Annotated in this window: 31 protein-coding genes; 16 read left to right on the top strand and 15 right to left on the bottom strand. The window is 64.7% G+C overall.

Going from position 1 to position 25,643, the window contains the following annotated elements; all coding sequences use genetic code 11:
- The first annotated feature begins 46 nt into the window (after positions 1 to 46).
- Positions 47 to 916, top strand: a complete 870-nt coding sequence (locus tag HWX53_RS24400) for a manganese catalase family protein (protein WP_175945721.1) — start codon at positions 47 to 49, stop codon at positions 914 to 916.
- A gap of 98 nt (positions 917 to 1,014) precedes the next feature.
- Here the strand turns inward: HWX53_RS24400 and HWX53_RS24405 are convergent, their stop codons facing one another.
- Complete coding sequence (locus tag HWX53_RS24405; protein ID WP_175945722.1) at positions 1,015 to 2,166, bottom strand: porin; 1,152 nt, start codon at positions 2,164 to 2,166, stop codon at positions 1,015 to 1,017.
- A gap of 407 nt (positions 2,167 to 2,573) precedes the next feature.
- Positions 2,574 to 3,782: a zinc-dependent alcohol dehydrogenase gene (locus HWX53_RS24410; RefSeq protein WP_175945723.1), complete on the bottom strand. Its 1,209-nt coding sequence runs from the start codon at positions 3,780 to 3,782 to the stop codon at positions 2,574 to 2,576.
- 120 nt (positions 3,783 to 3,902) lie between these two features.
- Between HWX53_RS24410 and HWX53_RS24415 the strand changes: the two genes are divergently transcribed.
- Positions 3,903 to 4,106, top strand: a complete 204-nt coding sequence (locus HWX53_RS24415) for a CsbD family protein (RefSeq protein ID WP_175945724.1) — start codon at positions 3,903 to 3,905, stop codon at positions 4,104 to 4,106.
- A 15-nt stretch (positions 4,107 to 4,121) separates the two neighbouring features.
- Here the strand turns inward: HWX53_RS24415 and HWX53_RS24420 are convergent, their stop codons facing one another.
- Positions 4,122 to 5,933, bottom strand: coding sequence for an ATP-dependent DNA helicase RecQ (locus HWX53_RS24420; protein ID WP_175945725.1), 1,812 nt, complete (start codon positions 5,931 to 5,933; stop codon positions 4,122 to 4,124).
- Between the two features lie 353 nt (positions 5,934 to 6,286).
- On the opposite strand from HWX53_RS24420, the gene HWX53_RS24425 reads away from it, so the two are divergent.
- Positions 6,287 to 6,592: a hypothetical protein gene (locus tag HWX53_RS24425; RefSeq protein ID WP_175945727.1), complete on the top strand. Its 306-nt coding sequence runs from the start codon at positions 6,287 to 6,289 to the stop codon at positions 6,590 to 6,592.
- An 84-nt stretch (positions 6,593 to 6,676) separates the two neighbouring features.
- Here HWX53_RS24425 and HWX53_RS24430 read toward each other — a convergent pair whose 3' ends face one another.
- The 3 genes from HWX53_RS24430 to HWX53_RS24440 all read right to left on the bottom strand — a co-directional run bounded on the left by HWX53_RS24430 (position 6,677) and on the right by HWX53_RS24440 (position 8,027).
- On the bottom strand, positions 6,677 to 7,066 hold the full coding sequence (locus HWX53_RS24430; protein WP_175945729.1) for a hypothetical protein: 390 nt from the start codon (positions 7,064 to 7,066) through the stop codon (positions 6,677 to 6,679).
- Positions 7,067 to 7,192: 126 nt separating this feature from the next.
- A complete protein-coding gene (locus HWX53_RS24435; RefSeq protein ID WP_159834885.1) occupies positions 7,193 to 7,438 on the bottom strand; it encodes a DUF6723 family protein in 246 nt (81 codons plus the stop codon).
- Positions 7,439 to 7,685: 247 nt separating this feature from the next.
- Positions 7,686 to 8,027: a cupin domain-containing protein gene (locus tag HWX53_RS24440; RefSeq protein WP_244140249.1), complete on the bottom strand. Its 342-nt coding sequence runs from the start codon at positions 8,025 to 8,027 to the stop codon at positions 7,686 to 7,688.
- A 344-nt stretch (positions 8,028 to 8,371) separates the two neighbouring features.
- Here HWX53_RS24440 and HWX53_RS24445 point away from each other — a divergent pair, with 344 nt between their 5' ends.
- Positions 8,372 to 8,815: an SET domain-containing protein gene (locus HWX53_RS24445; RefSeq protein ID WP_175945733.1), complete on the top strand. Its 444-nt coding sequence runs from the start codon at positions 8,372 to 8,374 to the stop codon at positions 8,813 to 8,815.
- An 88-nt stretch (positions 8,816 to 8,903) separates the two neighbouring features.
- Positions 8,904 to 9,947, top strand: coding sequence for a sensor domain-containing diguanylate cyclase (locus tag HWX53_RS24450; protein ID WP_175945735.1), 1,044 nt, complete (start codon positions 8,904 to 8,906; stop codon positions 9,945 to 9,947).
- On the opposite strand, the gene HWX53_RS24455 is transcribed toward HWX53_RS24450, so the two are convergent.
- Positions 9,944 to 11,149: a polysaccharide pyruvyl transferase family protein gene (locus HWX53_RS24455; protein ID WP_244140250.1), complete on the bottom strand. Its 1,206-nt coding sequence runs from the start codon at positions 11,147 to 11,149 to the stop codon at positions 9,944 to 9,946. The genes HWX53_RS24450 and HWX53_RS24455 overlap by 4 nt on opposite strands.
- 126 nt (positions 11,150 to 11,275) lie before the next feature.
- Between HWX53_RS24455 and HWX53_RS24460 the strand changes: the two genes are divergently transcribed.
- The 3 genes from HWX53_RS24460 (at position 11,276) to HWX53_RS24470 (ending at position 13,807) form a co-directional block, all read left to right on the top strand.
- On the top strand, positions 11,276 to 12,043 hold the full coding sequence (locus HWX53_RS24460; RefSeq protein ID WP_175945737.1) for a hypothetical protein: 768 nt from the start codon (positions 11,276 to 11,278) through the stop codon (positions 12,041 to 12,043).
- 172 nt (positions 12,044 to 12,215) lie between these two features.
- Positions 12,216 to 13,484 (top strand): PQQ-dependent sugar dehydrogenase, encoded by a 1,269-nt coding sequence (locus HWX53_RS24465; protein ID WP_175945739.1) that lies wholly within the window; start codon positions 12,216 to 12,218, stop codon positions 13,482 to 13,484.
- Positions 13,481 to 13,807, top strand: coding sequence for a cytochrome c (locus HWX53_RS24470; RefSeq protein ID WP_208454816.1), 327 nt, complete (start codon positions 13,481 to 13,483; stop codon positions 13,805 to 13,807). The genes HWX53_RS24465 and HWX53_RS24470 overlap by 4 nt, the downstream gene beginning before the upstream one ends.
- A gap of 245 nt (positions 13,808 to 14,052) precedes the next feature.
- Here HWX53_RS24470 and HWX53_RS24475 read toward each other — a convergent pair whose 3' ends face one another.
- From HWX53_RS24475 to HWX53_RS24485, 3 genes are all read right to left on the bottom strand, one after another.
- Positions 14,053 to 14,238, bottom strand: a complete 186-nt coding sequence (locus tag HWX53_RS24475; protein WP_175945323.1) for a hypothetical protein — start codon at positions 14,236 to 14,238, stop codon at positions 14,053 to 14,055.
- Positions 14,239 to 14,371: 133 nt separating this feature from the next.
- Entirely contained in the window at positions 14,372 to 15,037 is a 666-nt protein-coding gene (locus tag HWX53_RS24480) for a glutathione S-transferase family protein (protein ID WP_175945742.1), read from the bottom strand.
- Positions 15,038 to 15,053: 16 nt separating this feature from the next.
- The gene (locus tag HWX53_RS24485) at positions 15,054 to 15,839 is read right to left on the bottom strand and encodes an enoyl-CoA hydratase/isomerase family protein (RefSeq protein ID WP_175946198.1); all 786 of its coding nucleotides are present in this window, start codon (positions 15,837 to 15,839) and stop codon (positions 15,054 to 15,056) included.
- 285 nt (positions 15,840 to 16,124) lie between these two features.
- Between HWX53_RS24485 and modA the strand changes: the two genes are divergently transcribed.
- The 3 genes from modA to modC are packed head-to-tail and all read left to right on the top strand — an operon-like array spanning position 16,125 to position 18,706.
- Complete coding sequence (gene modA / locus HWX53_RS24490) at positions 16,125 to 16,877, top strand: molybdate ABC transporter substrate-binding protein (protein ID WP_175946200.1); 753 nt, start codon at positions 16,125 to 16,127, stop codon at positions 16,875 to 16,877.
- 7 nt (positions 16,878 to 16,884) lie between these two features.
- Complete coding sequence (modB, locus tag HWX53_RS24495; protein ID WP_175945744.1) at positions 16,885 to 17,565, top strand: molybdate ABC transporter permease subunit; 681 nt, start codon at positions 16,885 to 16,887, stop codon at positions 17,563 to 17,565.
- Between the two features lie 19 nt (positions 17,566 to 17,584).
- Complete coding sequence (gene modC / locus HWX53_RS24500; protein ID WP_244140275.1) at positions 17,585 to 18,706, top strand: molybdenum ABC transporter ATP-binding protein; 1,122 nt, start codon at positions 17,585 to 17,587, stop codon at positions 18,704 to 18,706.
- Here modC and HWX53_RS24505 read toward each other — a convergent pair.
- Positions 18,681 to 19,283 (bottom strand): NUDIX domain-containing protein, encoded by a 603-nt coding sequence (locus tag HWX53_RS24505; protein WP_175945748.1) that lies wholly within the window; start codon positions 19,281 to 19,283, stop codon positions 18,681 to 18,683. The genes modC and HWX53_RS24505 overlap by 26 nt on opposite strands.
- A 219-nt stretch (positions 19,284 to 19,502) precedes the next feature.
- On the opposite strand from HWX53_RS24505, the gene HWX53_RS24510 reads away from it, so the two are divergent.
- Complete coding sequence (locus tag HWX53_RS24510; protein WP_244140276.1) at positions 19,503 to 19,820, top strand: hypothetical protein; 318 nt, start codon at positions 19,503 to 19,505, stop codon at positions 19,818 to 19,820.
- Between the two features lie 24 nt (positions 19,821 to 19,844).
- Entirely contained in the window at positions 19,845 to 20,363 is a 519-nt protein-coding gene (locus HWX53_RS24515; protein WP_175945750.1) for a glycine zipper family protein, read from the top strand.
- 6 nt (positions 20,364 to 20,369) lie between these two features.
- Here HWX53_RS24515 and HWX53_RS24520 read toward each other — a convergent pair whose 3' ends face one another.
- Positions 20,370 to 21,212: a hypothetical protein gene (locus tag HWX53_RS24520; RefSeq protein WP_244140251.1), complete on the bottom strand. Its 843-nt coding sequence runs from the start codon at positions 21,210 to 21,212 to the stop codon at positions 20,370 to 20,372.
- 40 nt (positions 21,213 to 21,252) lie between these two features.
- Complete coding sequence (locus tag HWX53_RS24525; protein WP_175945752.1) at positions 21,253 to 22,005, bottom strand: lipoate--protein ligase family protein; 753 nt, start codon at positions 22,003 to 22,005, stop codon at positions 21,253 to 21,255.
- Between the two features lie 257 nt (positions 22,006 to 22,262).
- Between HWX53_RS24525 and HWX53_RS24530 the strand changes: the two genes are divergently transcribed.
- Positions 22,263 to 22,493 carry a hypothetical protein gene (locus HWX53_RS24530; protein WP_175945753.1) on the top strand — a complete coding sequence of 77 codons (231 nt, stop codon included), beginning with the start codon at positions 22,263 to 22,265 and terminating at the stop codon, positions 22,491 to 22,493.
- 5 nt (positions 22,494 to 22,498) lie between these two features.
- On the opposite strand, the gene HWX53_RS24535 is transcribed toward HWX53_RS24530, so the two are convergent.
- Together HWX53_RS24535 and HWX53_RS24540 are read right to left on the bottom strand one after the other, a co-directional pair.
- Complete coding sequence (locus HWX53_RS24535; RefSeq protein WP_175945754.1) at positions 22,499 to 23,266, bottom strand: SDR family oxidoreductase; 768 nt, start codon at positions 23,264 to 23,266, stop codon at positions 22,499 to 22,501.
- 140 nt (positions 23,267 to 23,406) lie between these two features.
- Complete coding sequence (locus HWX53_RS24540) at positions 23,407 to 23,904, bottom strand: hypothetical protein (RefSeq protein WP_175945755.1); 498 nt, start codon at positions 23,902 to 23,904, stop codon at positions 23,407 to 23,409.
- Between the two features lie 209 nt (positions 23,905 to 24,113).
- On the opposite strand from HWX53_RS24540, the gene HWX53_RS24545 reads away from it, so the two are divergent.
- Both HWX53_RS24545 and HWX53_RS24550 read left to right on the top strand, forming a co-directional pair.
- The gene (locus HWX53_RS24545; RefSeq protein WP_175945756.1) at positions 24,114 to 24,818 is read left to right on the top strand and encodes a glutathione S-transferase N-terminal domain-containing protein; all 705 of its coding nucleotides are present in this window, start codon (positions 24,114 to 24,116) and stop codon (positions 24,816 to 24,818) included.
- Between the two features lie 398 nt (positions 24,819 to 25,216).
- Complete coding sequence (locus HWX53_RS24550) at positions 25,217 to 25,579, top strand: hypothetical protein (RefSeq protein WP_244140252.1); 363 nt, start codon at positions 25,217 to 25,219, stop codon at positions 25,577 to 25,579.
- Positions 25,580 to 25,643 lie beyond the last annotated feature (64 nt).

Consider the following 25,643-nt stretch of genomic DNA (forward strand, 5'->3'; position numbering starts at 1 on the left):
GCATCGCTTGTTTGGACCTCTCGCACTTTCATCGAAGGAGCCTGCCATGTTCATCCACAACAAACGTCTGCAGTACACGGTGCGCGTTGCCGCGCCCAATCCCGGCCTCGCCAATCTGCTCCTCGAGCAGTTCGGCGGCCCGCAAGGCGAGCTTGCCGCCGCCATGCGCTACTTCACGCAAGCGGTTACCGAAGACGATCCGGGCCGCAAGGACATGCTCTTCGATATCGCGACCGAAGAGATGAGCCATCTGGAGGTGATCGGCAGCATCGTCGCGATGTTGAACAAGGGCGCGAAGGGTGCGCTTGCCGAGGCGGTGGAGCAGGAAGCCGAGCTGTATCGCTCGATGACGGGCAACGGCAACGATTCGCACACGACCGCGATTCTTTATGGCGCGGGCACGCCGCTCACGAACTCGGCCGGCTACCCGTGGACGGCGGCGTATATCGACACGATCGGCGAGCCGACGGCCGATCTGCGCTCGAATATCGCAGCCGAAGCGCGCGCGAAGATCGTCTATGAGCGCCTCATCAACGTGACGGACGATCCCGGCATCAAGGACGCGCTCGGCTTTCTGATGACGCGCGAAATCGCACATCAGAAGTCGTTCGAGAAGGCGCTGCATTCGATCCAGCCGAACTTCCCGCAAGGCAAGCTGCCGGGCGTGCCGGAGTTCACGAGCGTGTACTTCAACATGTCGAAGGGCGACGACGCACGCGGCCCGTGGAACGAAGGCGGCGACTGGAAGTTCGTCGAAGATCCGCAACCCGCAGTCGATGGTGGCGACGGCACCGCGAGCGTGACCGTGAGCGAGATGGAGAAGGACGCGCTCACCACGATGGCAACGCGCACTGCGTCCGACCCCGCCGCCGACCCGGTGACCGGCGCGGACCTGGGCTCGGGCAAGGCAGTCTGACGCGCGCATCGCGCGACAGCGCCGCAAGAACAAACGGCCGCGATCGTCATGATCGCGGCCGTTTGTGTTGGTGAAGCGTTGGTGAAACTCAGTGCAGCTTAGAACCGGTGACGCAGACCCACCGCAGCGGCGACCTGATTCTGCGAAGTCGACGGCGACAGCGTGTTGATGATCGCGACGTTCGCGCCAGCGTTGCCGAGCTGGCCGGACGCATGCTGATACACGCCTTCGACATAAACGTCCGTGCGGCGCGACAGCGAGTAGTCGGCCTGCAGCGAGACGGTATGCCACTTCGGATCGCCCGTGCCGTTCGAGCCCGTGAGCTTGCCGTCCGTGTACGTGTACGCGGCGTCGAGGTTCAGCGCCGGCGTGAGCGCGTAGCGGCCGTTCAATTCGAAGTTGTTCAGATGCAGGTTCGTGCCGGTCGGGAGGGTGAACGACGTGCCGCCCTGCGACGCCGCGATCAGGCCGTCATAGTGCGTGTTCGTCCACACGAAGCCCACCGTCGCCGGACCGTACGCGTAGTTCACGCCTGCGCCGAACGTGCGTTGCAGGTCCGCCGTCAGGTTGCCCTTGTTGCTCTGTCCCGCCGTCACCGCGCCGCCCGTGTTGAAGTTGCGCGAATTGTTCGTTTGCAGGTAAGCCGCCGCGAAGTTCAGCGGGCCGGCCGTGTACGACGCGCCCGCGCTCCATGCGCGGTTATTCGAGAACTGGCCGGCGTCGTTACTGAAGCCGTACAGACCGCCGAACTTGAAGCCCGCGTAATTCGCGCTGCGATACTTGACCGAATTCTTGATCGAGAACGAGTTGTCGAGATTGTCGTTATCGAACGGATGCGCGCTCAGGTTATTGCCATAGCCCGCGCCTGCTTCGGAAAGCGGCCCGAGAAAATCGACCATTGAATCATATTGACGGCCGAGCGTGACAGTACCGAACTGATCGCTTTGCAGACCGACATACGCCTGGCGATTGAACATGCCGTCCTGATTGAAGCCGCCGTTATTCAGGTTGAAGCCGCTCTCCAACTTGAAGAGCGCGTGCAACCCGCCGCCCAGATCTTCGCTGCCGCGCAAGCCGAAATACGTATCGGAGACGGAACCGCTGCCTTGCTGCCAATTGCTGTGGTTACCGGCGTTATTCGCATACACGAGGCCGGCGTCCAGCATGCCGTATAGCGTGACGCTGCTTTGTGCCTGTGCCGAAGCCGCAAAGGCGCCGAGCACGCCCACAATGAGGAGATTTCTTTTCATGGTTGCTGTGTGTCCTGATTTAGAGCAAAGGCTTCCCGAGGCGATGCGCCTTGTCCCCGGGAGGCTCGACACACTTTAAGCAATGCGCTCTCATACGTCGCGTTATTCGACGCGTTTTGCCGAGTAAGAATCTATTGCTAAAACTGGAATGAGCATGCTTGAGCGCGAGTTAATGCTTTACGGTCAATCGCTTAGTGCCATTGAAACTCGACGCTCGCTCATTTCGATGTTGCACATGGACCACGTTATTCATGCGCCATCTGGAGAGGTGCTTTGCAGATGAGCGCGTTGATCGACGCAATCGCGCTCGCTAATCTTTCGAAGGTCTAAAGTCTTTGACACGAGTTGCAGTCTGAGGACACGGGGCGGTTTCGCGAGAGGAGACCGCCCCGCTTTTCCATTGCCCGTCAAGCAGCAGGATCGAGTTTGACCTTGATCCATCCCGGCTGGCGCAGATCGAATGCCTTATAAGCCTCGATGACGTTCATCATCGGCTCGCGCGTCGTCAACACGCGAAGCGGATCGAACGAGCCGTTGCTCACGCGCTCGATCAAGGCCGGCGTGATCGAGCGATGGTTGCAGTTGCCCATCTTGATGGTGAGATTCTTGTTCATCGCGATGCCGAGCGGGAAGAAGCGATCGTTCGGCGGGTATACGCCGATCACGCCGAGCGTGCCCGCCTTCGCGAGCGCGGCAACGGCCCAGTCGATCGCCTGCGTCGGCGCATTGCCGGGCGTCCAATTGTTGCCGTCCTGATTGCGCTCGGGCGTGACCGTCTGGCTTTCCTGTTCCGCCTGCTTGATCTTGTCTTCCGACGCGGCCGGCCCGCCTTCGGGATGCACCGCGTCCACGCCGACCGCGTCGATTGCGCGATCCACGCCGATGCCGTTCGTCAGTTCCAGAATCGCCTGCACCGGGTCTTCCTGATCGAAGTTCACCGTTTCCGCGCCCTGCGCGCGCGCCATGTCGAGACGGTCCTGCAAGCGATCCACAACGATCACGCGGCCCGCACCGAGCATCCATGCGCTCGCAATCGCGAACTGTCCCACCGGCCCCGCGCCGAACACGGCGACGGTATCGCCCGGACGCACTTCCGCGAGCTGCGCGCCGAAGAAGCCGGTCGGGAAGATATCGGAGATGAGAATGGCGCGCTCGTCGTCGACGTTCTCCGGCAGCTTGATCAGGCTCGCGTTCGCGAGCGGCGTGCGCGCGAACTGGGCTTGCAGGCCGTTGATCGGACCCGTGGCTTTCGGTCCGCCATAGAACGCGGTGCCCGCGGACGGACCGTTCGGGTTCGCAAGGTCGCACTGCGCAGTGTAGCCCTGCCGGCAGTATCCGCAGCATCCGCACGAAATGGTCGACGGAATCAGTACGCGGTCGCCGCGCTTCAGGTTGCGCACGCCCTTGCCGATTTCTTCGATGATGCCCACGCCTTCGTGACCGAGGATGGTGCCCGGCACCATGCCGGAAAACGTGCCGCGCACCATGTGCAAGTCCGTGCCGCAGATGGCGCTTGCGGTGAGCCGGACCACCGCGTCGTGATCGTGCTGAATCGTGGGGTCCGCTACGTTGTCGAGCGATATGTTGCCTATGCCGTGAAACACGACTGCTTTCATCGTCTGACTCCCGGAAAGATTGATCGAACGATGATTCAGCAACACGCGCGCCCGTGAGTTCGGGCATAACCGTTGCGACGAACGGTATGTTGAAACCGCTAATTCCGAAAGGAGAGTCACATGAACAAGGACGCGACCGAAGGCATCAAGGAACAGGTGAAGGGTTGGGTGGATACGGCCATCGGCACCGTGACCGGTGACGAGGACCGCAAGCTCAAGGGCGATGTCGAGATCACCAACGGCGCGAGCCGCAAGGACTACGCCGATCAGAAGGACAACATCGAAAAGGGCGTCGAGGATCCGGGCGAACCGACCAACACGTAAGCCCTTTTCTTTCCGTCACGCCGCGCGCTTCACATAGCGCGCGATGAAGGTGCGCGTCTCGTCGTCCGGGAAGCGCACCGCCACGCGATCCGCGCTCACCATTTCCACCACGCCATCGCCATAGCGGCGCACGCGCACGCGGTCGCCCTGACTGAACGTCGGTGCGCTTCGCTTCGGCTTCGCTTCTTTCTTGTGCTCTTCCGACAGCGCCTGTTCGCGCACTTCGCGCGGGCTCTCCTGCACTTCCGGCGGATGCAGGCAGTTGTCGCACGAACCGCACGCGCCGCCGCCGAGTTCGTCGTCGGGCGCGCGATAGTTCACTTCCTGTTTGCCCGCGGACGGCTGCGAAGGAACGTCGTCGTCCACGTCGTCGGCGAAGTAGTCGAGCAACATGCGCCACCGGCACTGCGCGCTCTGCGCATAGCTGATCATGCGTTCCAGCACGGCGCGATCGCGTCCGGCGCGCGTCGCGTAGCCCTGAGCGGCATCGTCCAGTTGCGCGATGGCCGCGCCGTCGTCAATCAGCTTCATGCCGCCGCGCCGCGTGCGACGCGTCACGCCCATATCGTTGAGCAGCGTGGCCGCGACGCGCAGCTTGTTCACGCCGACGTGCGGCAACGCTTCGCGCAGGCGTTCCAGCGGCTTTTCGAGCGTCTGGCTCGCGTTTTCGCGCGCGAGGTCGCGCACCGACTCGGCCACGCGGCGGATCGTCTCCGCGCTCGGATAGCGGCCGCCGAGAAAGAACTGCTGAACCTGCTTGTCCTTCAGTTCGAAAAGCAGGATGCACTGGGCCGGCTCGCCGTCGCGGCCAGCCCGCCCGGCTTCCTGATAATACGCGTCCAGACTGCCCGGCACCTGTGCATGCAGCACGAAGCGAATGTTGGGCTTGTCGATGCCCATGCCGAACGCATTGGTCGCGACCATCACGCGTGCTTCGTCGGCCATGAACGCGTCCTGTGCTTCGGACCGCGCGCTCGCCGCCATCTTGCCGTGGTATCGCTGCGCCGCGACGCCCGCCTCGCCGAGCGCGGCGTGCAGCGCATCGCATTCGGCCACCGTCGCGCAATAGATGATGCCGCTGCCTTCCAGCGTGCTCGCGAGTTCGATGGCCCGCCGGCGCTTGTCCTCGGGATTCGTCAACTGCTCGACCGAGAAATGCAGGTTGTCGCGGTACACGCCCGTATGGATGACGTTGGCTTGGCGCATCTGCAATTCGCGCACGATGTCTTCGATGACGGCGGGCGTCGCCGTCGCGGTCAGCGCAAGCACGGGCGGGCGGCCGAGCGTCTTCACGGCGTGGATCAGCTCGACGTAGGCCGGGCGGAAGTCGTGGCCCCACTGAGAGATGCAATGCGCCTCGTCGATGACGACGAGCGGCACCGACGGCATGTCCTTCGAAGTGAGCGTCGCGGTGAATTCCGCGTTCACGAGCCGCTCCGGCGTGACGAACAGGATGCGGACCTCCCCTTGCGTGACCGCTTGCATGGCTTCGCGTTCTTCTGTCGTGGACAACGTGCTGTTAAGGACCAACGCTGCTACACCGGCTTCGGTCAGCTTTGCGGCCTGATCGCGCATGAGCGAGATGAGCGGCGACACGACGACCGTCATGCCGTCCAGCTGCAAGGCGGGCAATTGATAGCACAGGGACTTGCCGGCGCCCGTAGGCATGACGGCGAGCGTGTCGTGGCCGTCGAGAACGCTGCGGATGACTTCGTCCTGGCCCGGCCGCAGATGAGGAAAGCCGAAGACTTTGCGAAGGGCGGTTTCGAGTTCACGGTCGAGCGGTTTGCGCGCGCGGGTGGCGATGCTGCGGGTGGTGTCGTTCATGTCGATGGCGTTCGAGTGGCGCGCTGCGCGGTTCGCATCCGGTGGATTCACTAAGGAAGGATGGCACGCGGCGAAGGGAGCAAGCGCCAGACCCACGGCAAACGTTTGAAGAAACCACCATGCCGCGTGTAAAAGTTTTCGCATCGGTCCGTGCGCTAGCCGACGCACGACTGCATTTGGCGTCGGAGTTATCGGCCAAATTAAGTCCAGACGAATAAGGGTGAATGCTAATACCGGCGGGCCTGAGCGCACGTCCGTTTCATTTGGAAACACATTTATCGGTGCGAAAAAGTCGCGAAGGTACGCACCTTGCTCTTGTAGTTGCTTTCCGATTTCACGCTGGACGCTTCCTTATGACACGAACCCTCGCCGCCGCCCCCGCCTTCCGACAGCGTCGCCCGGCCCAGCTCGCAGAGCGCGAACTCAAACACCTCGAACTGATCCTGGCGAGTTTCGTGGAAGGCAGCGCCGCGCCGGGACGTCTGCCGACGAAGTATTGGGATATGCGCGTGGCGCAACTCGACAGCGACTACGAGCTCGTCCCCTCGCAAAGCCAACGCGTCGCCACGCTGCAACGCAAGCTGGCCTTGCTCGATTCGGCGCTCGGCTCCGCCGCCGCCGATGCTCAAGAGAAGCAGAACCGCCGCGTGGCCGCCTGAGCCTTCTGCCGGCCGCAGTTTCCCGCCTATCGACGCACGCTGTACCAGCGGGCGTCAGCCAAAACCGAGTTTACCGAGCGGCGCTTACTTAGCCCGCCGGATCAGCGCGCGTGCCACATTGGCCGCGAGATCCGCGCGGAGCTCGGCCCATTTGCCGAGCAGCGACGCATCGTTGGTCAGGAAGTAAGGCGCTTCCGCAAAATCCGTGTTCTTGCCATTCGGGCTCGCGACTTCGAAGACGCGCATGTCCAGGTCATCGCACGTGCCCATGCTCACGAGTTCGCCGAACGAATGCACGCCCGCGATGGCGACATTCTGCACGCCCACGCCCTGCACTACCGCGATGACCGTCTTTCCCATGCGCCAGGCGGCTTCGCGGCTGTCGGCCATGACGAACGCGATCCCCTCGACAGGCGCTGTCAGCGTCACGCGAAAGAGCCGTGATTTGCATACGTCACTGAGTTGAGTGGTCATGTTGGCCGCCGGCGGAAGAAGGAACTCGATAAGCGCGAAGAGCGACATGTTAGCAAGTCATGCTCCCGCCTAGCCACCGCTTTAACGGCAATGGCTTTGCGAGTTCCGCCGACACACGAACTTCGATCACAGCTCGGGGCGCGCGAGATCGGCCTGCACGACCTCGTCGCCGCGGCGCTGCGCCGCTTCGATCGCATCCGACTTTGACGCGTAGGGCCCGAGCGTGTCCGCGCCTTCGAACGGAAATAGCAATCGCCCGTCCGTTTTTCGCACGACCTTCAAGGTGCCGTAATAGCCGCTTGCCGCACTACCGCGATACGACGCATAAATCTGGAAATCACTCTCACTCGCGCCTGGCGTCGGCGCGACGATGCGTGTGGGGAAATAAACTAGCTTGGGGCGTCTGCCACTCGAATACGTCACGAAAATCACCGGTTGAACGCGCGTGAACCTATGCGTTCGTTTCGGACGAGTCAGCCCGGGCGCGGCTCGTCGCATCACGATGCGAACTAGCTGCGCTGCGCCTGCCGTCGGAAACGAACATAGGAAAGAAAAGGCCGCTGCGTTTACGGTGAGCAATTGCCAAGCCGGATCGGCTGTCCAAGACGCGTGCCTCGGCCTATGCGCGCGGATCGTCGCAGAATACGGTCGTCGCGTGCTTTCTTTCCACCGTCAGGTTCACCGAGCGCGAGCCCAGCGGACGCGTGCGATGACGCACGCCAGCCGGGACGGTCAGCAGTTGCCCGGCGTGGACGTGCATCGAGCCGTCTTCGAGGTCGATCACGAGCGTGCCTTCCGTGACGATGAAGGTCTCGTCCGAGTCGGGATGCAGATGCCATTCGTAGGGCGCGCTCATCACGCTCACGTGAACTTCATGGTCGTTGACGGTGGCGACGATGCGATTGAGATAGCCGTCGTTCGGCGTGCGAGCGAGCGTCGTCAGATCGATGGGCGAGATCACTGCGGCTCCTTTCGTGCGATGCGGTTCGTTTCCCGAGCCTAGTCGAGCGTGAGCGCGCGGCGCAAACGAATCGTTTTCGCTTCCTTGCGAAGCGGGCTCACACGACCGGTCGCACGGGATGCAGGGCAGCGGCATCGCGCTCGTTCGTGCCACAAGACGCCCGAGCCAAGCCGCAAACGCCCGATGAGCAGCAGAGGAAACGGAACGAATCGTCACACACGCCACCCCATACCGCCGCAATGCAGTTACGATAGATCGCGAGCGCTATGCGTCCATCGCTGCGTGCGCGAACATGACGCCGGTCCACAGCCGGCTTCCACTTCAACACTGCGACTCGCCACACCATGCGTCGAATCACTGTCCGAACATCGCCCGTTCACGGCCGGGGCGTCTTCGCCCTCGCGGATCTGCCCGCGGGCGCGCTGCTCTTCGAATACAAGGGCAAGCGTCTTTCGTGGAAGGAAGCGCAACGCATGTACGAGCGCTCCAACGCCGAGGACGGACATACGTTCCTCTTCGGACTCGACGACGGCCGCGTCATCGACGGTGCCCGTGGCGGGAATTCCGCGCGCTGGCTGAATCACAGTTGCGCGCCGAATTGCGAAGCCGAGCAGGACGGCGAGCGCGTCTTTATTCGTTCGCTTCGCCCGATCGGCAAGGGGCAGGAACTGTTCATCGACTATCGGCTCACGGTCGAAGGACGGCGCACGGCGGCGCTCAAGCGCCTCTACGCGTGCCGATGCCTCGCGGCCAATTGCCGGGGCACCATGCTCTCCGACGAACGCTGACGCGCGCCGCACGGCGCGCATGCTCAGGATTGCCGCGCCGCCGCCGTAAACACAGGCTCACGTTCCCCGCGCGCCGCGCGTCAACCGAATGAGCCTCATGCAGCCCGACAGTCCGCTCAAAGCCGCGTTCCTGCGTCACGAAGCATCGCTCTCGCCGTCCTGCCGCGCGTTCGGCGAGGAAGACGGCGCCGTCTATCGCACGCTGCTCGAATCGACGAAGGCGATCCCGTGGAAGATCGACTGGGCCACCATGCAGTTCAGCTACATTGGGCCGCAGATCGAGCAACTGCTGGGCTGGCCGCCGTCGTCGTGGAAAACGGTCCATGACTGGGCCGAGCGCATGCATCCCGACGATCGCGACGCGGTCGTGAACTTCTGCGTATCCCAATCGAAGGCGGGCACCGATCACGAAGCCGATTACCGCGCCCTCACGCGCGACGGCGGCTACGTCTGGCTGCGCGACGTCGTGCATGTCGTGCGTGACGCGCACGGCAATGTCGAGGCGCTCATCGGCTTCATGTTCGATATCAGCGAACGCAAGCGCACGGAGGAGCAACTGCTGCAATTGCAGGCGGAACTCGAGCGCCTCTCGTTCAGCGACAGTCTCACCGGCGTCGGCAATCGCCGCAAGTTCGACAGCGTGATCGCACGCGAATGGAAGGCGGCGCAGGCGACGGCGAAACCGCTCTCGCTTGTGTTGACCGACATCGACTTCTTCAAGTCCTACAACGACTACTACGGCCATCTGCAAGGCGACGAGTGCCTGAAGCGCATCGCGCGCGTTCTCGGCGAGGCGGCCGGGCCTTCGCACTTTCTCGGACGCTTCGGCGGCGAGGAGTTCGTCCTCGTGCTCGCCGATACGGACGCCGATGCCGCGCTGGCCGTGGCGGAACGGTGCCGTGCGCGCATCGCCGCGGAAGCCATCGCGCATCTGCGCTCGCCGCATGCTCAGTGCGTGACGGCGAGCTTCGGCGTGGGCACGGTGCTGCCGCGCGACGGCATGGATATCACGGCCTTCATCAATCTCACCGACGCGCAGTTGTATCAGGCGAAAGAGAACGGACGCAACCGGATTGCGGCCGTGGACAGAGCGGCGATGCGCGGCGAGGGCTTCAGGCATCAGTCGCGTTAGTCGACGGCGCGGCGCGCGGCATCAGCCCGATACAGGCGCGCCAGTTCCCGAGCACGCTGCCTGAGCGCCTCGCGGTCGGCGCTCAATGCATCGCGCATGGCGGCTTCGAGTTCGTCGATCGACACGGCACCCGGCACGTTCTTGTCGTCCCAGGTCTGCGCATAGGCGGCCTGCTTGCCGGTTCGCGCCGCTTCGTGCGGATGAAGCATGTTGATGCGAGGCAGTCCATACGCCATCGCGACGATCCGTCCGTGCAGGCTGCTGCCCGCATAGCCCGCGCTCGTCGCGATCAATGCGCAGATATCCCAAATGTCCAGCGACCGGAAGACCAGCGCGCGTTGACGCATGCGGGCCGCAAGCCGCTCGTATGCGCCGATGTCGTCGTGCCACGGCGCCGCGCCCGCGCGAAACAGCGCGATGCCGAGGCCGGTCGATGCGGCGAGCGCATCCAGTTCGCGCGCCAGCCGGTCGAGCGTGGCGTCGTCGCCGAAGTCGGCGCTGAACTGCACCGCGAGATGGCCGCGCGGACACGCGCGCCGCACGTCGGCCGCCGGGCCGAGGCGGGCGCGCGAGGCGATGCGTGAATCGAAGAGTTCCGCGATCATCGTCACCGGGTCCGGAACGAGCCTCGCTTCGATGCCTGCGGCACGCAGCATCGCTTGCGTGTGCACGTCGCGCACGCTCAGGTCGTCGGCGCTGCGCAATGTGCTTACGACTTCGTTGCGCAGCGCAGGCTCGCGCGTGCCGAGCGACACGCCGCCCACCGCATTGAAGCGAATCGACGACGCCTGCGGCCATGTCTCGCGGCCGACGACGTAAGGCGCTAGCGCATTCCTTTTCAACGAAGTGCGCGCATACGCCAAGCGCTCCTCGGCTCGCGCGCCGTATCGCGCGATGGTCGCCTGCGCGTCTTCCGGTTCGTTGAGCATCACGGCGGCTTCCCACGCGTCGCAGGTCAGGAGTTCGCCGCCGGCATGCACCAGCGTGACCGGCTTATCGCGCAGAATTCCGGCGAGCGTGCCCAGCGCCGCGACCGCATGGCCGCCGTATCGACGCAGGTCTCGCGCGGCCAGTCCCGCGAAAAGCGGTTTGGCGTCAGGCAGGCGCTCGAGAAGCAGACGCTGCTCGACATGCGCGGACAACATGTCGCCGAAGTTGTGGCGGTCGAATGCGCCGAAGATCACGACGGTGGCATTGAGCAATGAGCTTCCTCTGTGTGTCCGATCTTCGTTCGCTTCTTCGTTCGCTTGACGCCCCGCAGTCCTGCGCCTATACAAGACGTTCCCGCTTCGAGCACGCGAGGCGGCCGACCGCGACCGGAGCCTTCGATGACGAGCACGACACGCGCCGCGCTGTTCCCTGCCTCGCTTGCCCTACCCTTCGTCGTGTTGTTCGCCGCCTGTTCGACCAGCCCGCCGCCCGTCCCGCCGACGCAGGCCGTCACGACGACGCTGCCATCCGGTGGCGTCTACAACGGCACGCTCGGCGACGCGGACGCCACGTTGCTCGTACTCTTCGACGGCACCGCCTACCTCTTCTACGCGAGCGGCGGCGCGGGCGTCGGAGGCGTCGTCATCGCGACGAACGGTTCGCAGACGAGCGACGGACGCTTCGCCAGCGCGACCGCATTAAATTACCGCATCGGCGCAGCGCCCCCTTCGCCGGTGTCGTTCACGGCGGACTTCGCGCACGCGCCGGCCGTCGAAGGAGCGATTACGCGCGGCAGCGGCGGCGAGAGCCAGAGCTTCTCGGCGACGGCGGCGCCGCTGCTCGACACCGCGCCCACGCTCGCCAATGCGGGCGGCCTTTATAGCGGACGCGGCATGGCGCTCGGCGGCTCGACGACGACGCGCATCACCGTCGCCGCCGATGGTTACGCCGCCGGCACGACCAGCGCCGGCTGCATCTTCAAGGGGACGCTGCGCCCGCGCCCCGGCGTCAATGCCTACGCAGTGTCAGCCACTTTTGGTCCCGCGCCCTGCCCGCTGCCCGATGTGACGGTGGACGGCAGCGCCATCGTCGACGGCGCGCGCCTCCTGGTCGCGCTGCCGAGCCCGGACCGCTCGAACGTCTTCATCTTCGACGGGCGGAAGTAGCGGCGGCATCGACAATATTCACGCGCCGCTTACATACGGCGTTTCGTGTCCTAACATTGCTTTACCGGGCCAGCGGCGCCGTACCTGCCGGCGCACCGACGCGGAGGCTCGGCGAAGAAAGTCCTGTGGTCGAACACCCTCTTCCGATGCCGTAAATAAAGGAGACAACCGGATGAACGCAACGCTCAAGCTCTTGCCATTGGCCGTCGGCGCAATGCTCGCCTGCATGCCGCCCGCCGACGCAGCGCAGGACAACGTCGGCACGCTGTCCAACTTCCGTCAGACCGACAATACGCAGCCGCCCGAAACCGTCCCGCAAACGGGTCAGACGGCGGACGCGCTTCGCGAAAACCTGAAGCAGATCAAGCTGCCGCCGGGCTTCAAGATCGACCTGTATGCGGTCGTGCCGGAAGCGCGGCACATGGCGATCGAGCCATCCACGGGCGTGGTGTTCGTCGGCACGCGCAAGAATCGCGTGTGGCAGGTGACGGACAGGACGAAGCAACGCGTCGCGAGCGACGTCGTGCAGTTCGCCTCGTCGGTGACGTTCAAGGTGCCCAACGGCGTGTGCTTCTCGCCGGACGGCGTGCTCTACGTCGCCGAGCAGAACCGCGTGCTAGGTTTTCCGGCCGCGCAGTTCTTCGGCGAAGGGGGCCCGGACGTGGCCGCGGCAGTCGTGGTGCCGCAAGGCAAGCTGATCCCGACGCAGTTCGAGAGCTTCAATCACGGCGCGCGCGCGTGCCGCATCGGACCGGACAAGAAGCTGTATATCGCGCTCGGGCAGCCGTGGAACGTGCCGCCGAAGGACAAGCTCGCGGAACTCGACCGCAACGGACTCGCGGGCATCATCCGCATGGATCAGGACGGCAAGAACCGCGAAGTCTATGCGCATGGCGTGCGCAATTCGGTGGGGCTCGACTTCAATCCGAAGGATAAGACCTTGTGGTTCACCGACAACCAGGTGGACGGAATGGGCGACGACATGCCGCCCGGCGAGCTGAATCACGCGACGAAGGCCGGCGAGAACTTCGGCTTTCCGTGGTACGGCGGCGGCAAGGTACGCACGGTCGAGTACAAGGATCAAAACCCGCCGGCGGGCGTCGTGTTCCCGCAAGTGGAGTTCGCCGCGCATGCCGCCGACCTCGGCATGTCGTTCTACACCGGCAAGATGTTCCCGCAGAAGTATCAGGGGGGCATCTTCGATGCGGAGCACGGCTCCTGGAACCGCACGAAGCCGATTGGCGCGCGCATCATGTACACGCCGATCAAGGACGACGGCACCGCGGGCGAAACGGAAGTCTTCGCCGAAGGCTGGCTCACGCAAAGCGGCGAATACATGGGCCGCCCCGTCGACGTGCAAATGCTGCAGGACGGCTCACTGCTCGTCTCCGACGACTACGCCGGCGCCATCTACCGCATCTCGTACGCGGGGGCCAAATGAGGCGCGCGAAGCAGACGGCGACGCTCGCGGCGTTGATGACGTTGCTTGCGGCGATATCGGACGCGTCGCTCGCGGCGGGCGATATCAAGGCGGGACGCACGAAGGCGGCGCAGTGTCAGGCGTGCCACGGGCTCGACGGCATCTCGAAGCTGCCGGAAGCGCCGAATCTCGCGGGCCAGACGGAGGAATATCTCGTGAAGGCGCTCAACGATTTTCGCTCGGGCGCGCGGCAGAACGAGATGATGTCCGTGGTGGCGAAAGGCTTGTCGGATACGGATGTCGCGAATCTGGCGAGCTATTACCACAGCCTAGGCAAGCAGTGAGGGCGTTCGAATTTTTTCGAAATGAACGCTTGACTTGGCGGACTAAGGGTTTATACTAGCCCTTGTCTCCTCCATGTCTCAACCGATGTGGATTCAAGCCCGCTCTCTCGAGCGGGTTTTTTTTTGGTTTTTCCCGCCGAGACTATCCACAGAAATCGGGGAAAAGCCTGTGGACAACGCGCTGACGATTGGCCTAAGCCGTTGACCCAAAAGCATCTAGCACTCGTGCTTCCCAACGCACCCGCTCACTTCCCGTCGCCGACGCACGACAAGACCATCGCCTCCGCGCGGCTCGCGTCGGCGGCGAATATCGCTTGCGGCGCAGTCGCGATGCGCAACTCTTCGGCGGCCGACCCCGGCAGCGCGTAAAGGATCGTGCCCGTCGCAACGAGCGCCACGATCATCGATAAGAACCAAGAAAAGACGTACATCGCCGGCACCTCGCCAAAGAACGCTTCGTCTGGACAGGCGCGTCGAACGTCAGCGCCTGACGCGCAGAGTAAAGCGTCGCGGCGGGTCGCACAGCCCCACGGAGGGAGGGACGTGAAGGAGGGAAGCGCCCGGTCAGCGCGTGTCCGGCGCGGGCACCGGCGAGACGCCTTGCGCCCGGGCGGCGGCGTCCTGGGCGCGCATCGCGCGGATAAAACCGTCGCGTTCGCGCAGGCTGGACCAGTAACGCGCGACCGGTTCGGCGAAGCGCGCGCTCAAGTCCAGATGCTCCGCCAGCATCAGCGCATAGCCGACCGAAATGTCCGCCGCCGTGAAGCGGCCCGCGCAGAGAAAGTCCTGGCGTTCCAAGAGCGGCGCGAGCGCGCGCAGCCGCGCGTGGAACCATCGCGCGTAGTCTTCCGCGACTTGCGGCTGCCGGCGCTCGGGCGGCTCGAAATGCGTGTAGCGCAGCACGAGCGTCTGCGGAAACGTGAGCGTCGCCTCGCCGAAATGCAGGAAGTTCAGATAGCGGCCGAAGTCGGCCTCGTGCACGGAGACATCCAGCACGCCGGGCGAATAGCGCGCCGCGAGATACTGGCAGACCGCGGCGGATTCGGTCATGAAGAGCGCATCATCGGAAAATGCGGGCACCGTGCCGAGCGGATTCACGTCCATGAAGGCGCGCGCCATCATGCGCGGCGGAAACGGCAGCATCTTCAGTTCATACGTCAGCCCGATTTCTTCGAGCGCCCACAGCGGCCTGAAAGAGCGCGCGCTGACGCAGTGATGGAGCGTGATCATCGGCGTGCTTCCGCGCTCAGGCCAGCCACGACGGCTTGCGCTTTTCGAGGAAACTGCGCACGCCCTCGCGCCCTTCGTCCGATGCGCGTATCCGCGCGATGCGATCCGCCGTGTCCGACATCAGCGTCTCGTCGATAGCGCTGCCCGCGAGATCCGCGACGAGCCGCTTGCATTCGCGCACCGCGTTCGGGCTGTTCGCGGCGATGCTCGCGGCGATCCCGTCGACGGCGGCGTCGAGTGCATCCGCTGCGACGACCTGATGCACGAAACCGATGCGCAGCGCCTCGGCCGCGTCGAAGCGCTCGGCCGTCACGAAATAGCGATGGGCTGCACGCGCGCCCATCGCGCGGATCACGTACGGCGCGATGGTCGCTGGCATCAGGCCGAGTTTGGCTTCCGACAGGCAGAAGTGCGCCGTGTCCACGCTCACCGCGATATCGCACGCGGCGACGAGGCCCACGCCGCCCGCGTAGGCGTCGCCCTGCACTCGCGCGATGACCGGCTTCGCGCTCGTATAGATGGTGTTCAGCATGGTCGCGAGACCGAGCGCGTCGGCGCGGTTCTCCGCGTCCGTGAAGCCCGCCATGCGTTTCATGTAGTTCAGGTCCGCGCCCGCGCAGAAAGCCGGGCCGTTCGCGGCGAGGATGATCGCCCGCACGTTGGCGTCGTCGTTGAGCGCGCGAAATGCGGCGGTCAGCTCGACGATAGCCGCGTCGTCGAACGCATTGCGCACGTCCGGCCGGTCGAGCGTCACGCGGGCGATCGGGCCATCGACGGCGAGTTTCAGGCGTTGCAGGTTCATTGCATCGCTCATGTCTTGTCTCCTCGTTTGCCGCAGCATGTGAGTAACGCTCATTTCCTCACGGGCGCAAATCCGCGCCATGCGGCACAGTTTCGTCGATAACGGTAATCGCGGTCAATCGCTTCCTGTGAGGCAGGCTCACACGAAGCCAGCGCCCGCTGGACCTTTATCATGTCACGAACGCGCGTAATATATTCGGCTATATTACGCAGGCTCGTCCGGCCGAATATGCCGCGACACACCAACACGACGAAGAACAGGAGCCGTTACGTGAAGACCCGTTTCATGCGCACGATGCTTGGCACATTGCTTCCAATCGCAATCGGCATGGCCGCGTCCGCTGCGGTCGCCGGCGAAGTGCAGGTCGCGGTCGCCGCCAATTTCACGGCGCCCATGCAGGCCATTGCCGCCGACTTTGAGAAGGACACGGGCAACAAGGTCGTCGCCTCGTATGGCGCGACCGGCCAGTTCTACGCGCAGATTAAGAACGGCGCGCCGTTCGAAGTGTTCCTCGCCGCCGACGACACCACGCCCGCCAAACTCGAAAGCGAAAGTCTGACCGTGCCGGGCAGCCGCTTCACCTACGCGACCGGCGCGCTCGCGCTGTGGTCGGCGAAAGACGGCTACGTGGACGACAAAGGCGACGTGCTGAAGAAGAACGAGTTCACGCACCTCGCGATAGCGAATCCGAAGGCCGCGCCCTACGGGCTCGCCGCGACGCAGGCGCTCGACAAACTCGGGCTGACGCAGGCCGTTGCGTCGAAGATTGTGGAAGGACAGAACATCTCGCAGGCGCAGCAGTTCGTCGCCACGGGCAACGCGGAGCTCGGCTTCGTCGCGCTGTCGCAGATTTACCAAAACGGCAAGATCACGGGCGGTTCGGCTTGGATCGTGCCCGCCTCGCTGCACGAGCCGATCAAGCAGGACGCGGTGATCTTGAGCAAGGGCCGGGACAATCCGGTTGCGAAGCAGTTCGAAGACTATCTGAAGGGTCCGAAGGCTGCGGCGGTCATCAAATCGTTCGGTTATCAACTCTGAGCGGACCATGCCGATCGATTCCGCCGACCTCCAGGCCATCGCGCTGACGCTGGAACTCGCGTCGCTCGCGACGGTGCTGCTGCTCGTCATCGGCACGCCGGTCGCGTGGTGGCTCGCGCGCACCGCATCGCGCATGAAGGGCCCGGTCGGCGCGGTCGTCGCGCTGCCGCTCGTGCTGCCGCCGACGGTCATCGGCTTCTATCTGCTCGTGCTGATGGGGCCGAACGGCATGGTCGGCAAGCTCACGCAGGCGGCGGGCATCGGTCTGTTGCCGTTCACGTTCGCCGGGCTCGTCGTGGGTTCGGTGATCTATTCGCTGCCGTTCGTCGTGCAGCCGCTGCAAAACGCGTTCGAAGCCATCGGCCGCCGTCCGCTCGAAGCCGCCGCGACGCTGCGCGCGGGGCCTTGGGACACGTTCTTCACGGTGGCGTTGCCGCTCGCGCGGCCGGGCATCGTCACCGCGACGATTCTCGGCTTCGCGCATACGGTCGGCGAATTCGGCGTCGTGCTGATGATCGGCGGCAACATTCCAGGGCGCACGCGCGTGGTCTCCGTGCAGATTTTCGATCACGTCGAAGCCCTGGAATACGCGCAGGCGCACTGGCTCGCGGGCGGCATGGTGCTGTTCTCGTTCGTCGTGCTTCTTCTGCTCTATTCCACTCGCCGGACGGCGACGGCGCATGTCTGAACTCACGTCACCTTCGCTCATGCTCGACGGCGCGCGCAACAACGCGACCCACGCGGCCATCGAAGTGCGGTTCGTCGTCGAACACGGCGGCTTTTCGCTCGATGTCGACCTGAACCTGCCGGGGCGAGGCGTCACCGCGATCTTCGGCCAGTCCGGTTCGGGCAAGACCACGCTGTTGCGCTGCATCGCCGGGCTGGCGCGCCCGACACGCGGTCGGCTCGTCGTGAACGGCGACGTGTGGCTCGACACCGAGCGCCGGGTTTTCCTGCCGACGCATCGGCGCGCGCTCGGCTACGTCTTTCAGGAAGCAAGCCTTTTTCCTCACTTGAGCGTCGTAGAGAACCTGCGATTCGGGCTCAAGCGCGTGCCGCCCGCGACGCGCCGCGTCGATCTCGCGCACGCTGCGGAATTGCTCGGGATCGCGCATTTGCTCGAACGGATGCCGGCGGGTTTGTCGGGCGGCGAGCGGCAACGGGTGGGCATCGCGCGGGCGCTGTTGACGAGCCCGCGTCTGTTGCTGCTCGACGAGCCGCTCGCCTCGCTGGACCACAAGCGCAAGCTCGAAATCCTCCCGTATCTCGAACGCCTGCACGACGAACTCGATATTCCGATGCTCTACGTGAGCCACGCGCCCGAGGAAGTCGCGCGGCTTGCGGATCATCTCGTGCTGCTCGACGCGGGTCGCGCGCTGGCGAGCGGTCCGATTAGCGAGACGCTCGCGCGGCTCGACTTGCCGATCGCCCTCGCCGACGATGCCTCCGTCGTGCTAGAAGGCACGGTCGCTGGCTACGACGCGCGGTATCGGCTGCTGACGCTTGCGCTGCCGGGAGGACGCGCGACGCTGCGCGTGCTACACGAGCCGGTCGCGGAAGGAAAGCAAATGCGCGTCGCGGTGAAGGCGCGCGACGTGAGCCTCATCACCGGCGAGCACGACCATACGCTAAGCAGCGTCCTGAACGTGCTGCCCGCGACGGTGAAGGCCATTGCCGAAGACGCGAATCCGTCGCAGGCGGTCGTGCGGCTGGACGTCGACGGCTTGCCGCTGCTTGCGCGCGTGACGCGCTACTCGATGGATCGCTTGCACATCGCGCCCGGCATGCGCGTGTGGGCGCAGGTCAAGACCGTGTCGCTGCTTGCCTGAGCGCGAGGTGCTGCAACAGCATGATCGTCTTGCCGTCCATGATCTCGCCACGGTCGATCATCGCCATTGCTTCGTCGAGCGGCGGTTCGACCACCTCGATCTCCTCGCCCTCGTCGATCACGCCGCCGCCGTCGCCGACGCGCATCGCGCCGTCGTACTCGCCGATATAGAAGTAAAGCTTCTCCGTCACCGATCCGGGGCTCATGAACGCCTCGAAGATCTTCTCGATGTGGCCCACGCGGTAGCCCGTCTCCTCCTCCACTTCGGCGCGGATGCGGGCATCGGGCGTTGCGTCGTCGAGCAAACCGCCGGGGGCTTCGATCAGCATCCCGTCATGGCCGTTGACGAACGCGGGCATGCGGAACTGGCGCGTCAGAAGAACGGTGCCGGTACGCGGGTTATGCAGCAAGATGGTCGCGCCGTTGCCCCGGTCGTACGTCTCGCGGCTTTGCCGCTGCCAGGTGCCGTCGCGGCGCCGGAAATCGAAGATGACTTTTCTGAGCACGTACCAGTCGTCGGACAGCGTGACTGTCTCGACGACGCGAACGCGTTCTTTCGTGCCGCCTGCATCGGTCATGATCGCCTCGGTTTCGAGTGTTCTTGACACGCATTATTACCGGGTAACACGCCGAAAGAATGCGTCGCCGCGCCGTAATTGAAATTCTTCCGCGACTGGAATAGCGTAGAAGAATGCACGCGTGGCGGCCATGTGGAAGTCGTAAGTTTGCTGCTGCGAAGCAATCTAGCAAGAATGTTTTTGGAGAAAGTCGTGAATCGCCTGAAGGCTCTTATCGCGATGTCGGTGCTCGCTACCGCCGGTGTGGCGACCACCGCGAGCGCGCATGGCGGCCATGTCGGAATCTGGTTCGGCGCGCCGCTGTATTACCCCGTGGCGCCCGTGCCGTACTACTACTATCCGCCGGCGCCGGTAGTCGCGGTGCCCGCTGCGCCGACCACGTATGTCGAACAAGGACAAGCCGCGGCTGCTCCCGCGCAGCCGAGCGGTTCCTGGTACTACTGCGACGGATCGCGCACGTACTACCCGTATGTGAAGGAGTGCCCCGGCGGCTGGCGCGAAGTGCCGGCGCAACCGCCGCCGCCGTCGAATCAATGATGAAGTGCTAACGAAGTGACGTCCATGAACTACCGAAGGCTCGTATTTTTTCTCGCGCTCACCGGCCTGTCCGCATGCACCGTCATGCCGAGCGGGCCGAGCGTCATGGCGCTTCCCGGCTCCACCAAGACGTTCGACCAGTTCCGGGCCGACGATGCCTCCTGCCGTCAGTTCGCGCTCCAGCAGGTCGGCGGCGTCAGCGCCGATCAGGCCGCGACCAACAGCGCGGTCGGAAGCGCGGTCGTGGGCACCGCGATCGGCGCGGCGGCGGGCGCGGCGTTCGGCGGCGGCTCGGGCGCGGCCATCGGCGCGGGCGCGGGCTTGCTCACGGGCAGCGCGTTTGGCGTCGGCGCGGCGCAGTCGTCCGGCTACGGCGTGCAGCGCAGCTACGACTACGCGTATCTCCAGTGCATGTACGCGGCGGGCGACAAAGTGCCCGTCAGTGGCGCCGTGCGAACCGTCACGCCCAATGGCGCTTACTCGGCCCCGCCGCCCCCGCCACCGCCGCCCGGCATCCAGCCGCCTCCGCCGCCTTCGACCTGAGTCGAATCAACGGCGCCGGCGCCAGCTATCGTCGGCGGAGCGTACGTGCGGATTGAGCGGAGCGACCATCGCCGGCGCGACCAGCAGCCCCGTTACCCAGCCGATGTAAAACCGCAGGTCGCTCCAGAACTCCGCGTTCGTGTAGATGCGAAAGCTCTGCACGTGCGCGAGCCACAGCGCGAGTTGCAGCACGCCGGTCAGTGCGAGCCACGTCGCCGCGACGACAGCCGTCGCGCGGGCGCAGCGGCGAAACGTGGACGGGTCCCATTGCTCGCGCACGACCACGGAACCCGCGATCAGAATCAGCACTGAAGGAATCAGCGTCGTCGCGATGACGCGCCCTCCCCACTCGAAAGTCAGACCGCACAAATAGCCGATCACGACCGCCAGCAATGCCGCCGGCCATGCCGTCGAGCGCGGCCCACGCGCCGCGAGCCACGCGATGGTGATGAAGAACGGCATCGCCGCCCATTGCATCGCCTGCGCCACCGCTTTCGCGAGATTCTCGCCGGCCTGCTCGTTCGAATGGCTCGCGGCGACATACACGGTGATCGCCTCGTGCACGCACACGGCCACCACCGCGAAGCTCAGCGCTTCGCACGCGGCGAAGGCGGGCGACTTGGCGGGCCGTCGATGCGTCGCATCCTCGCCGAGCGCGCGCACGCGCTCCAGCACCGGATCGACGAAGAACGCGAGGATCGCGCCGATCAGAAGCGCCGCGGCGGCGTCTGTCAGCGAAAAGTGTCCGACAAGCGAGACGAGTCCTTGCCACAGAAACTCGGGCGCGGCCGCGCAGACGGCGACCCAAAGCGCAAAAAAGAAGCCGTTCGATGCACGTCTGAGCGGCATGGCCACCTCGATGCGGTTGAAACGGACAGCGACCAGACGCTCAACCTGTCTCCGGCAGCGAAGCCCGCGCAAGACGCGCGGCGAGCGCATCGCACACGCGCGCGCGCAGGTCGGCGGGAATCTCGAAGCATTCGTACGCGAGCGCCTGCGCGACGGTGACGACTTTCATCTCCTGATAGCGGCGTCCGCTGCCGATGAGCGTTTCGAACGCGTTGGCGCGCTCGTTGATCTCGACCGGGTCGGCATCGACCAGCAACACGGCGTGGGCGAGCACGGCGTAGAGCGGCGTGTCGCGTTCATCGGCTGGTTGCGGCGCGCGCCGCCAGTACTGCGCGGTGCCCGCGATCTTGCGCGCATCGTTGCCGGGCGCCCACGCCAGATTGAAGCGTCCATCGCAAAAGGAGCCGTCCACCGCCTGATGATGCGTGAAAACGCCGAGCGTTTGCAGCGCGTCGGCCAGGATGCCGCAGAGATGCACGTAGACCGTCTCGGCGAGCGCGCCCATCGGAGCGCGCACGGGATAGGCAAGGCTCACGTTCACGATGCCCGGTCCTTGCGGCACCAGGCCGCCGCCCGACAGACGCTGCCATACCGGACAGCCGCGCCGCGCGAAGTTCGCGCGGGCATCGGCGAGCGCCGGGTAGCGTTGATAGCTGCGCGGCACCGAGAGCGAGACGGGCGCGGTCCAGATGTGCGCGACGGCATCGCCCGATGCGGCGCGCGCAAGAAGTGCTTCCTCGGCGTCGAGCGGATCGCCGGCAAGCATGGCGGGATCGAGCAAAACGAAAGGCATGGGATCAGGTGAGGGCCGCGCCGGTATCGACGCCACCGGGAGATGGTAGCGAAGATCGGCGGCGGCGGCCAAATGCGTGCAGCGGCTTCGCGTTACACCGGTTCGGACGAGCCGCCCGGCGCGCCGCGAGCACTCGAACCGCGGGTAAACCGCCCCGCGCGCTTTATCGTTCAGGCCATATGATGCTCGAATCAGCACACGAGACATGCGCCGGCTCGCCGAAGCCGGCGGCAAGAACATCAAGAAGGAGACGACCGATGACGAAGATCGCCTACGAAGACTTCGAGCGGCAGGTAGTGCAGCATCACCTGATCAAAGGCAACGTGTACGAAAACGGCGCGGCGCTCGTCGAACGCGCGAACCGGTGGATCGCTGAGAACCGCATCGACGTGTTGAACGTGGAAAGTCTCTCCACCTTCGGCGCCGGTGACGATACCAGCGTCAGCCACTGGTACTCGGGCATTCGCGTCTGGTATCGCACCGAATAGCGCGCTCAGCCGCGGCCGACGAACGGCATCTTGGTCGCCATCACGGTGTGGAACAACACGTTCGCTTCGAGCGGCAAGTTCGACATGTAGAGCACGGACTGGCCGACGATCTTCACGTCCATCATCGGCTCGACGGCGATCTCGCCGTTCGCCTGCGGCACGCCGCGCGACATCCGCTCGGAGAGTTCGGTAAGCGCGTTGCCGATATCGATCTGGCCGACCGCGATGTCGTACTTGCGGCCATCGAGCGATGCGGACTTCGTCAGGCCCGCGACCGCATGCTTCGTCGCTGTGTAGGCAGCCGAATTCGGACGCGGCGCGCTCGCGGAAATGGAACCGTTATTGATGATGCGCCCGCCTCTCGGCGACTGCGCGCGCATCGTGCGAAACGCCTGCTGCAGGCAATAGAACATGCCGTTCAGATTGACGTTGACGACGCCCTGCCACTGCTCCGGCGTCCAGTCCTCGAACGGACCGGGCGGATTGCTCACGCCCGCGTTGTTGAACAGCAAATCGACGCGTCCGAAGCGCTCCACCGCCGCCTGAAAGAGCCGCTCGACCGATTGCGGATCGGCCACGTCGGTCGGGACGGCCAGACCGCGTTCGCCGGCGCCGGATTCGGCGATAACCGCCTCCAGCGGCGCGCCGCGGCGGCCCGCCAGCACCACCGACCAGCCATCGCCTAGCAGCGCGAGCGCCGCCGCGCGTCCGATGCCGCTTCCCGCTCCGGTCACAACCGCGATCTTCGAATTCTTGTTGGCTGCTTCAGGCATGTCTCCGTTCTCCTGTCGACCGGAGTGGGCGCGCGAGCGTCGTTCTCCGGTTCCATGTGTGGAAGTGTTGGGTGGCGCGCGACAGTGCGCGCGTCGTCGATCAGGCGAACATTATCGGCGAAATGCCTTGCAACGCCGTTTCAATGACTGCTCGTCGCGTCGGTCGCGACCGTGCCGGCCGTGTTGCGCATGGGGCTGCCGTTGCAGAAGATGGCGGTCATCAGCATCGGTACGACTTCGTGCACCACGGCCGTGCTGCCTGCATCGCGCACGCGCGCCTCGACCGACTCCTTCGATCCGACCACGACGACGCCGTACGCCGAATCGTTGATCGGCTCGCCCTTGCCCTGCTTGAAAAGCGCGTCGCCTTGTTCGTAGCCGAGCACGGCGTAGACGCGAAAGCCGTACGCGGTGAGATCGCTGCCGTGCGTCGGCCGGAAAGCGTTGACCGAGTTCGCTTCGACGCGCATTGGGCTGGCGTCGATGTACTGCTCGTCGCGCAGCGGCGCGATGAAGCGATGCGCGCTCGACTTGCAGTCGAGCTGTTGTTCGAGCGGGTAAGCCTGCGACACGCTGGGCAGCAATCCCCCAGCCACAGCGGCGAGCGCGGTAAGCGTTGCGAGAGGAACGGTTTTCATGGCAGCGGCAAGGCAGCGGTTGAGGAGTCTGGTCGTTGAGGTTCCGGCTGTCGGCGCCGGTTTTGTCGCGGAAGTCGCAATTTCTGAGCCAGGTTTCGCGGAATGCGGCACGGTGAACGTTGCGGCGGCATGGAGAACGTGATTCGCGTGATGTGCGTCGAGTGGGCGAACTCGCTATATTGAGCGATTCCCATCGAACAGGACCCGCCATGCCCGCGCTCTCCGACTTTCCGATCACCCGCAAATGGCCCGCGCAGCACCCCGACCGTATCCAGCTTTACTCGCTGCCCACGCCGAATGGCGTCAAAGTGTCGATCATGCTTGAAGAAACCGCCCTGCCCTACGAGCCGCATCTGGTGCGCTTCGATACGAACGATCAGATGTCGGCGGAATTCCTGTCGTTGAATCCGAACAACAAGATTCCAGCGATCATCGACCCGAACGGCCCCGGCGGTGAGCCGCTCGCGCTGTTCGAGTCGGGCGCGATTCTCATCTATCTCGCCGACAAGTCCGGCCAGTTGCTGCCCGAAGACTCGGCGCGGCGTTACGAAGCGATCCAATGGCTCATGTTCCAGATGGGCGGCATCGGTCCGATGTTCGGCCAGCTAGGCTTCTTCCACAAATTCGCGGGCAAGGACTACGAGGACAAGCGGCCGCGCGATCGCTACGTGGCGGAGAGCAAGCGTCTGCTCGGCGTGCTCGACGCGCGGCTCGCTGGCCGCGAGTGGATCATGGGCGACGACTACAGCGTCGCGGATATCGCGGTGTTTCCGTGGGTGCGCAATCTGGTCGGCTTCTATGAGGCGCGCGATCTCGTTCAGTTCGACGCCTACGCGCATGTGCAGCGCGCGCTCGATGCGTTCGTCGCACGGCCGGCGGTGCAACGCGGGCTCGACATTCCGAAGCGCGGGTGACGCGAAGACCGTCGATGCACTGAGACCGTCGCGCGACGCATGATTGCGCGACGTCTGAGGAAATGCGTGAAGCATCAAGCGCTTAGCTGCTCGATGCTCAGGATATCCACATGGTTGATCACTGAAACTGTGGACAACGATACTGCGTTGTCGTGAGCGAGCCGTTCAAAAGATACGAGAGCGAACGCGCTTTTTGCAACCGGTCCACAATAGGCGTTTCACGCGCGCATTTCGCACGACGGGCGAAACACGTTTCGCATCAACGCGTTGGCTCGGCGATGCTCAGGATATCCACACGCTTGTGCACGGAAACTGTGGACAACGCGGTGCTTTGCGACCGCTATGGATGAGCCCGGCGCGCCATGTCTCGATGCGATGCTTCGTTGGACTGCGACGCCATGAACACACCTTCCTTCTTTGATGTCCGTAGGCGTAGCGCGCGAACGCTGGCGACCGCTGCGCTCGTCGGTTCCATATGCGCGGGCGCGCACGCGCAGGCGGTCGGTCAATGCCCCGGTTACGTCGAAACAGATGGCGGCAGCGCATTCGACGTCGCCGCCATCGTGAAGGACAGCGGCTCGCCGCAGTCGGCGCTGGAGCGCGTGCGCCGAGCGGTATCGAAGATAGACGCGGGCGGCGGATGCTCGATCTTCGCCAACGTCCACGCTTGCGAAGAGACGGTGACGCTCGCGCGGAAGGCGATCATCGCGCTGCAGGCGTGCGCGGCGGCATCGGCGCCGAAGGGCACGACGCGCGGCTGAGCGGCGCAGGCGAAAAAAAACGCGTGCCGTCCACTGGACGGCACGCGTTGCGGCCCTGCTCGTA

This window comes from Caballeronia sp. BCC1704 (genome assembly GCF_902833455.1).
Classification (GTDB): domain Bacteria; phylum Pseudomonadota; class Gammaproteobacteria; order Burkholderiales; family Burkholderiaceae; genus Caballeronia.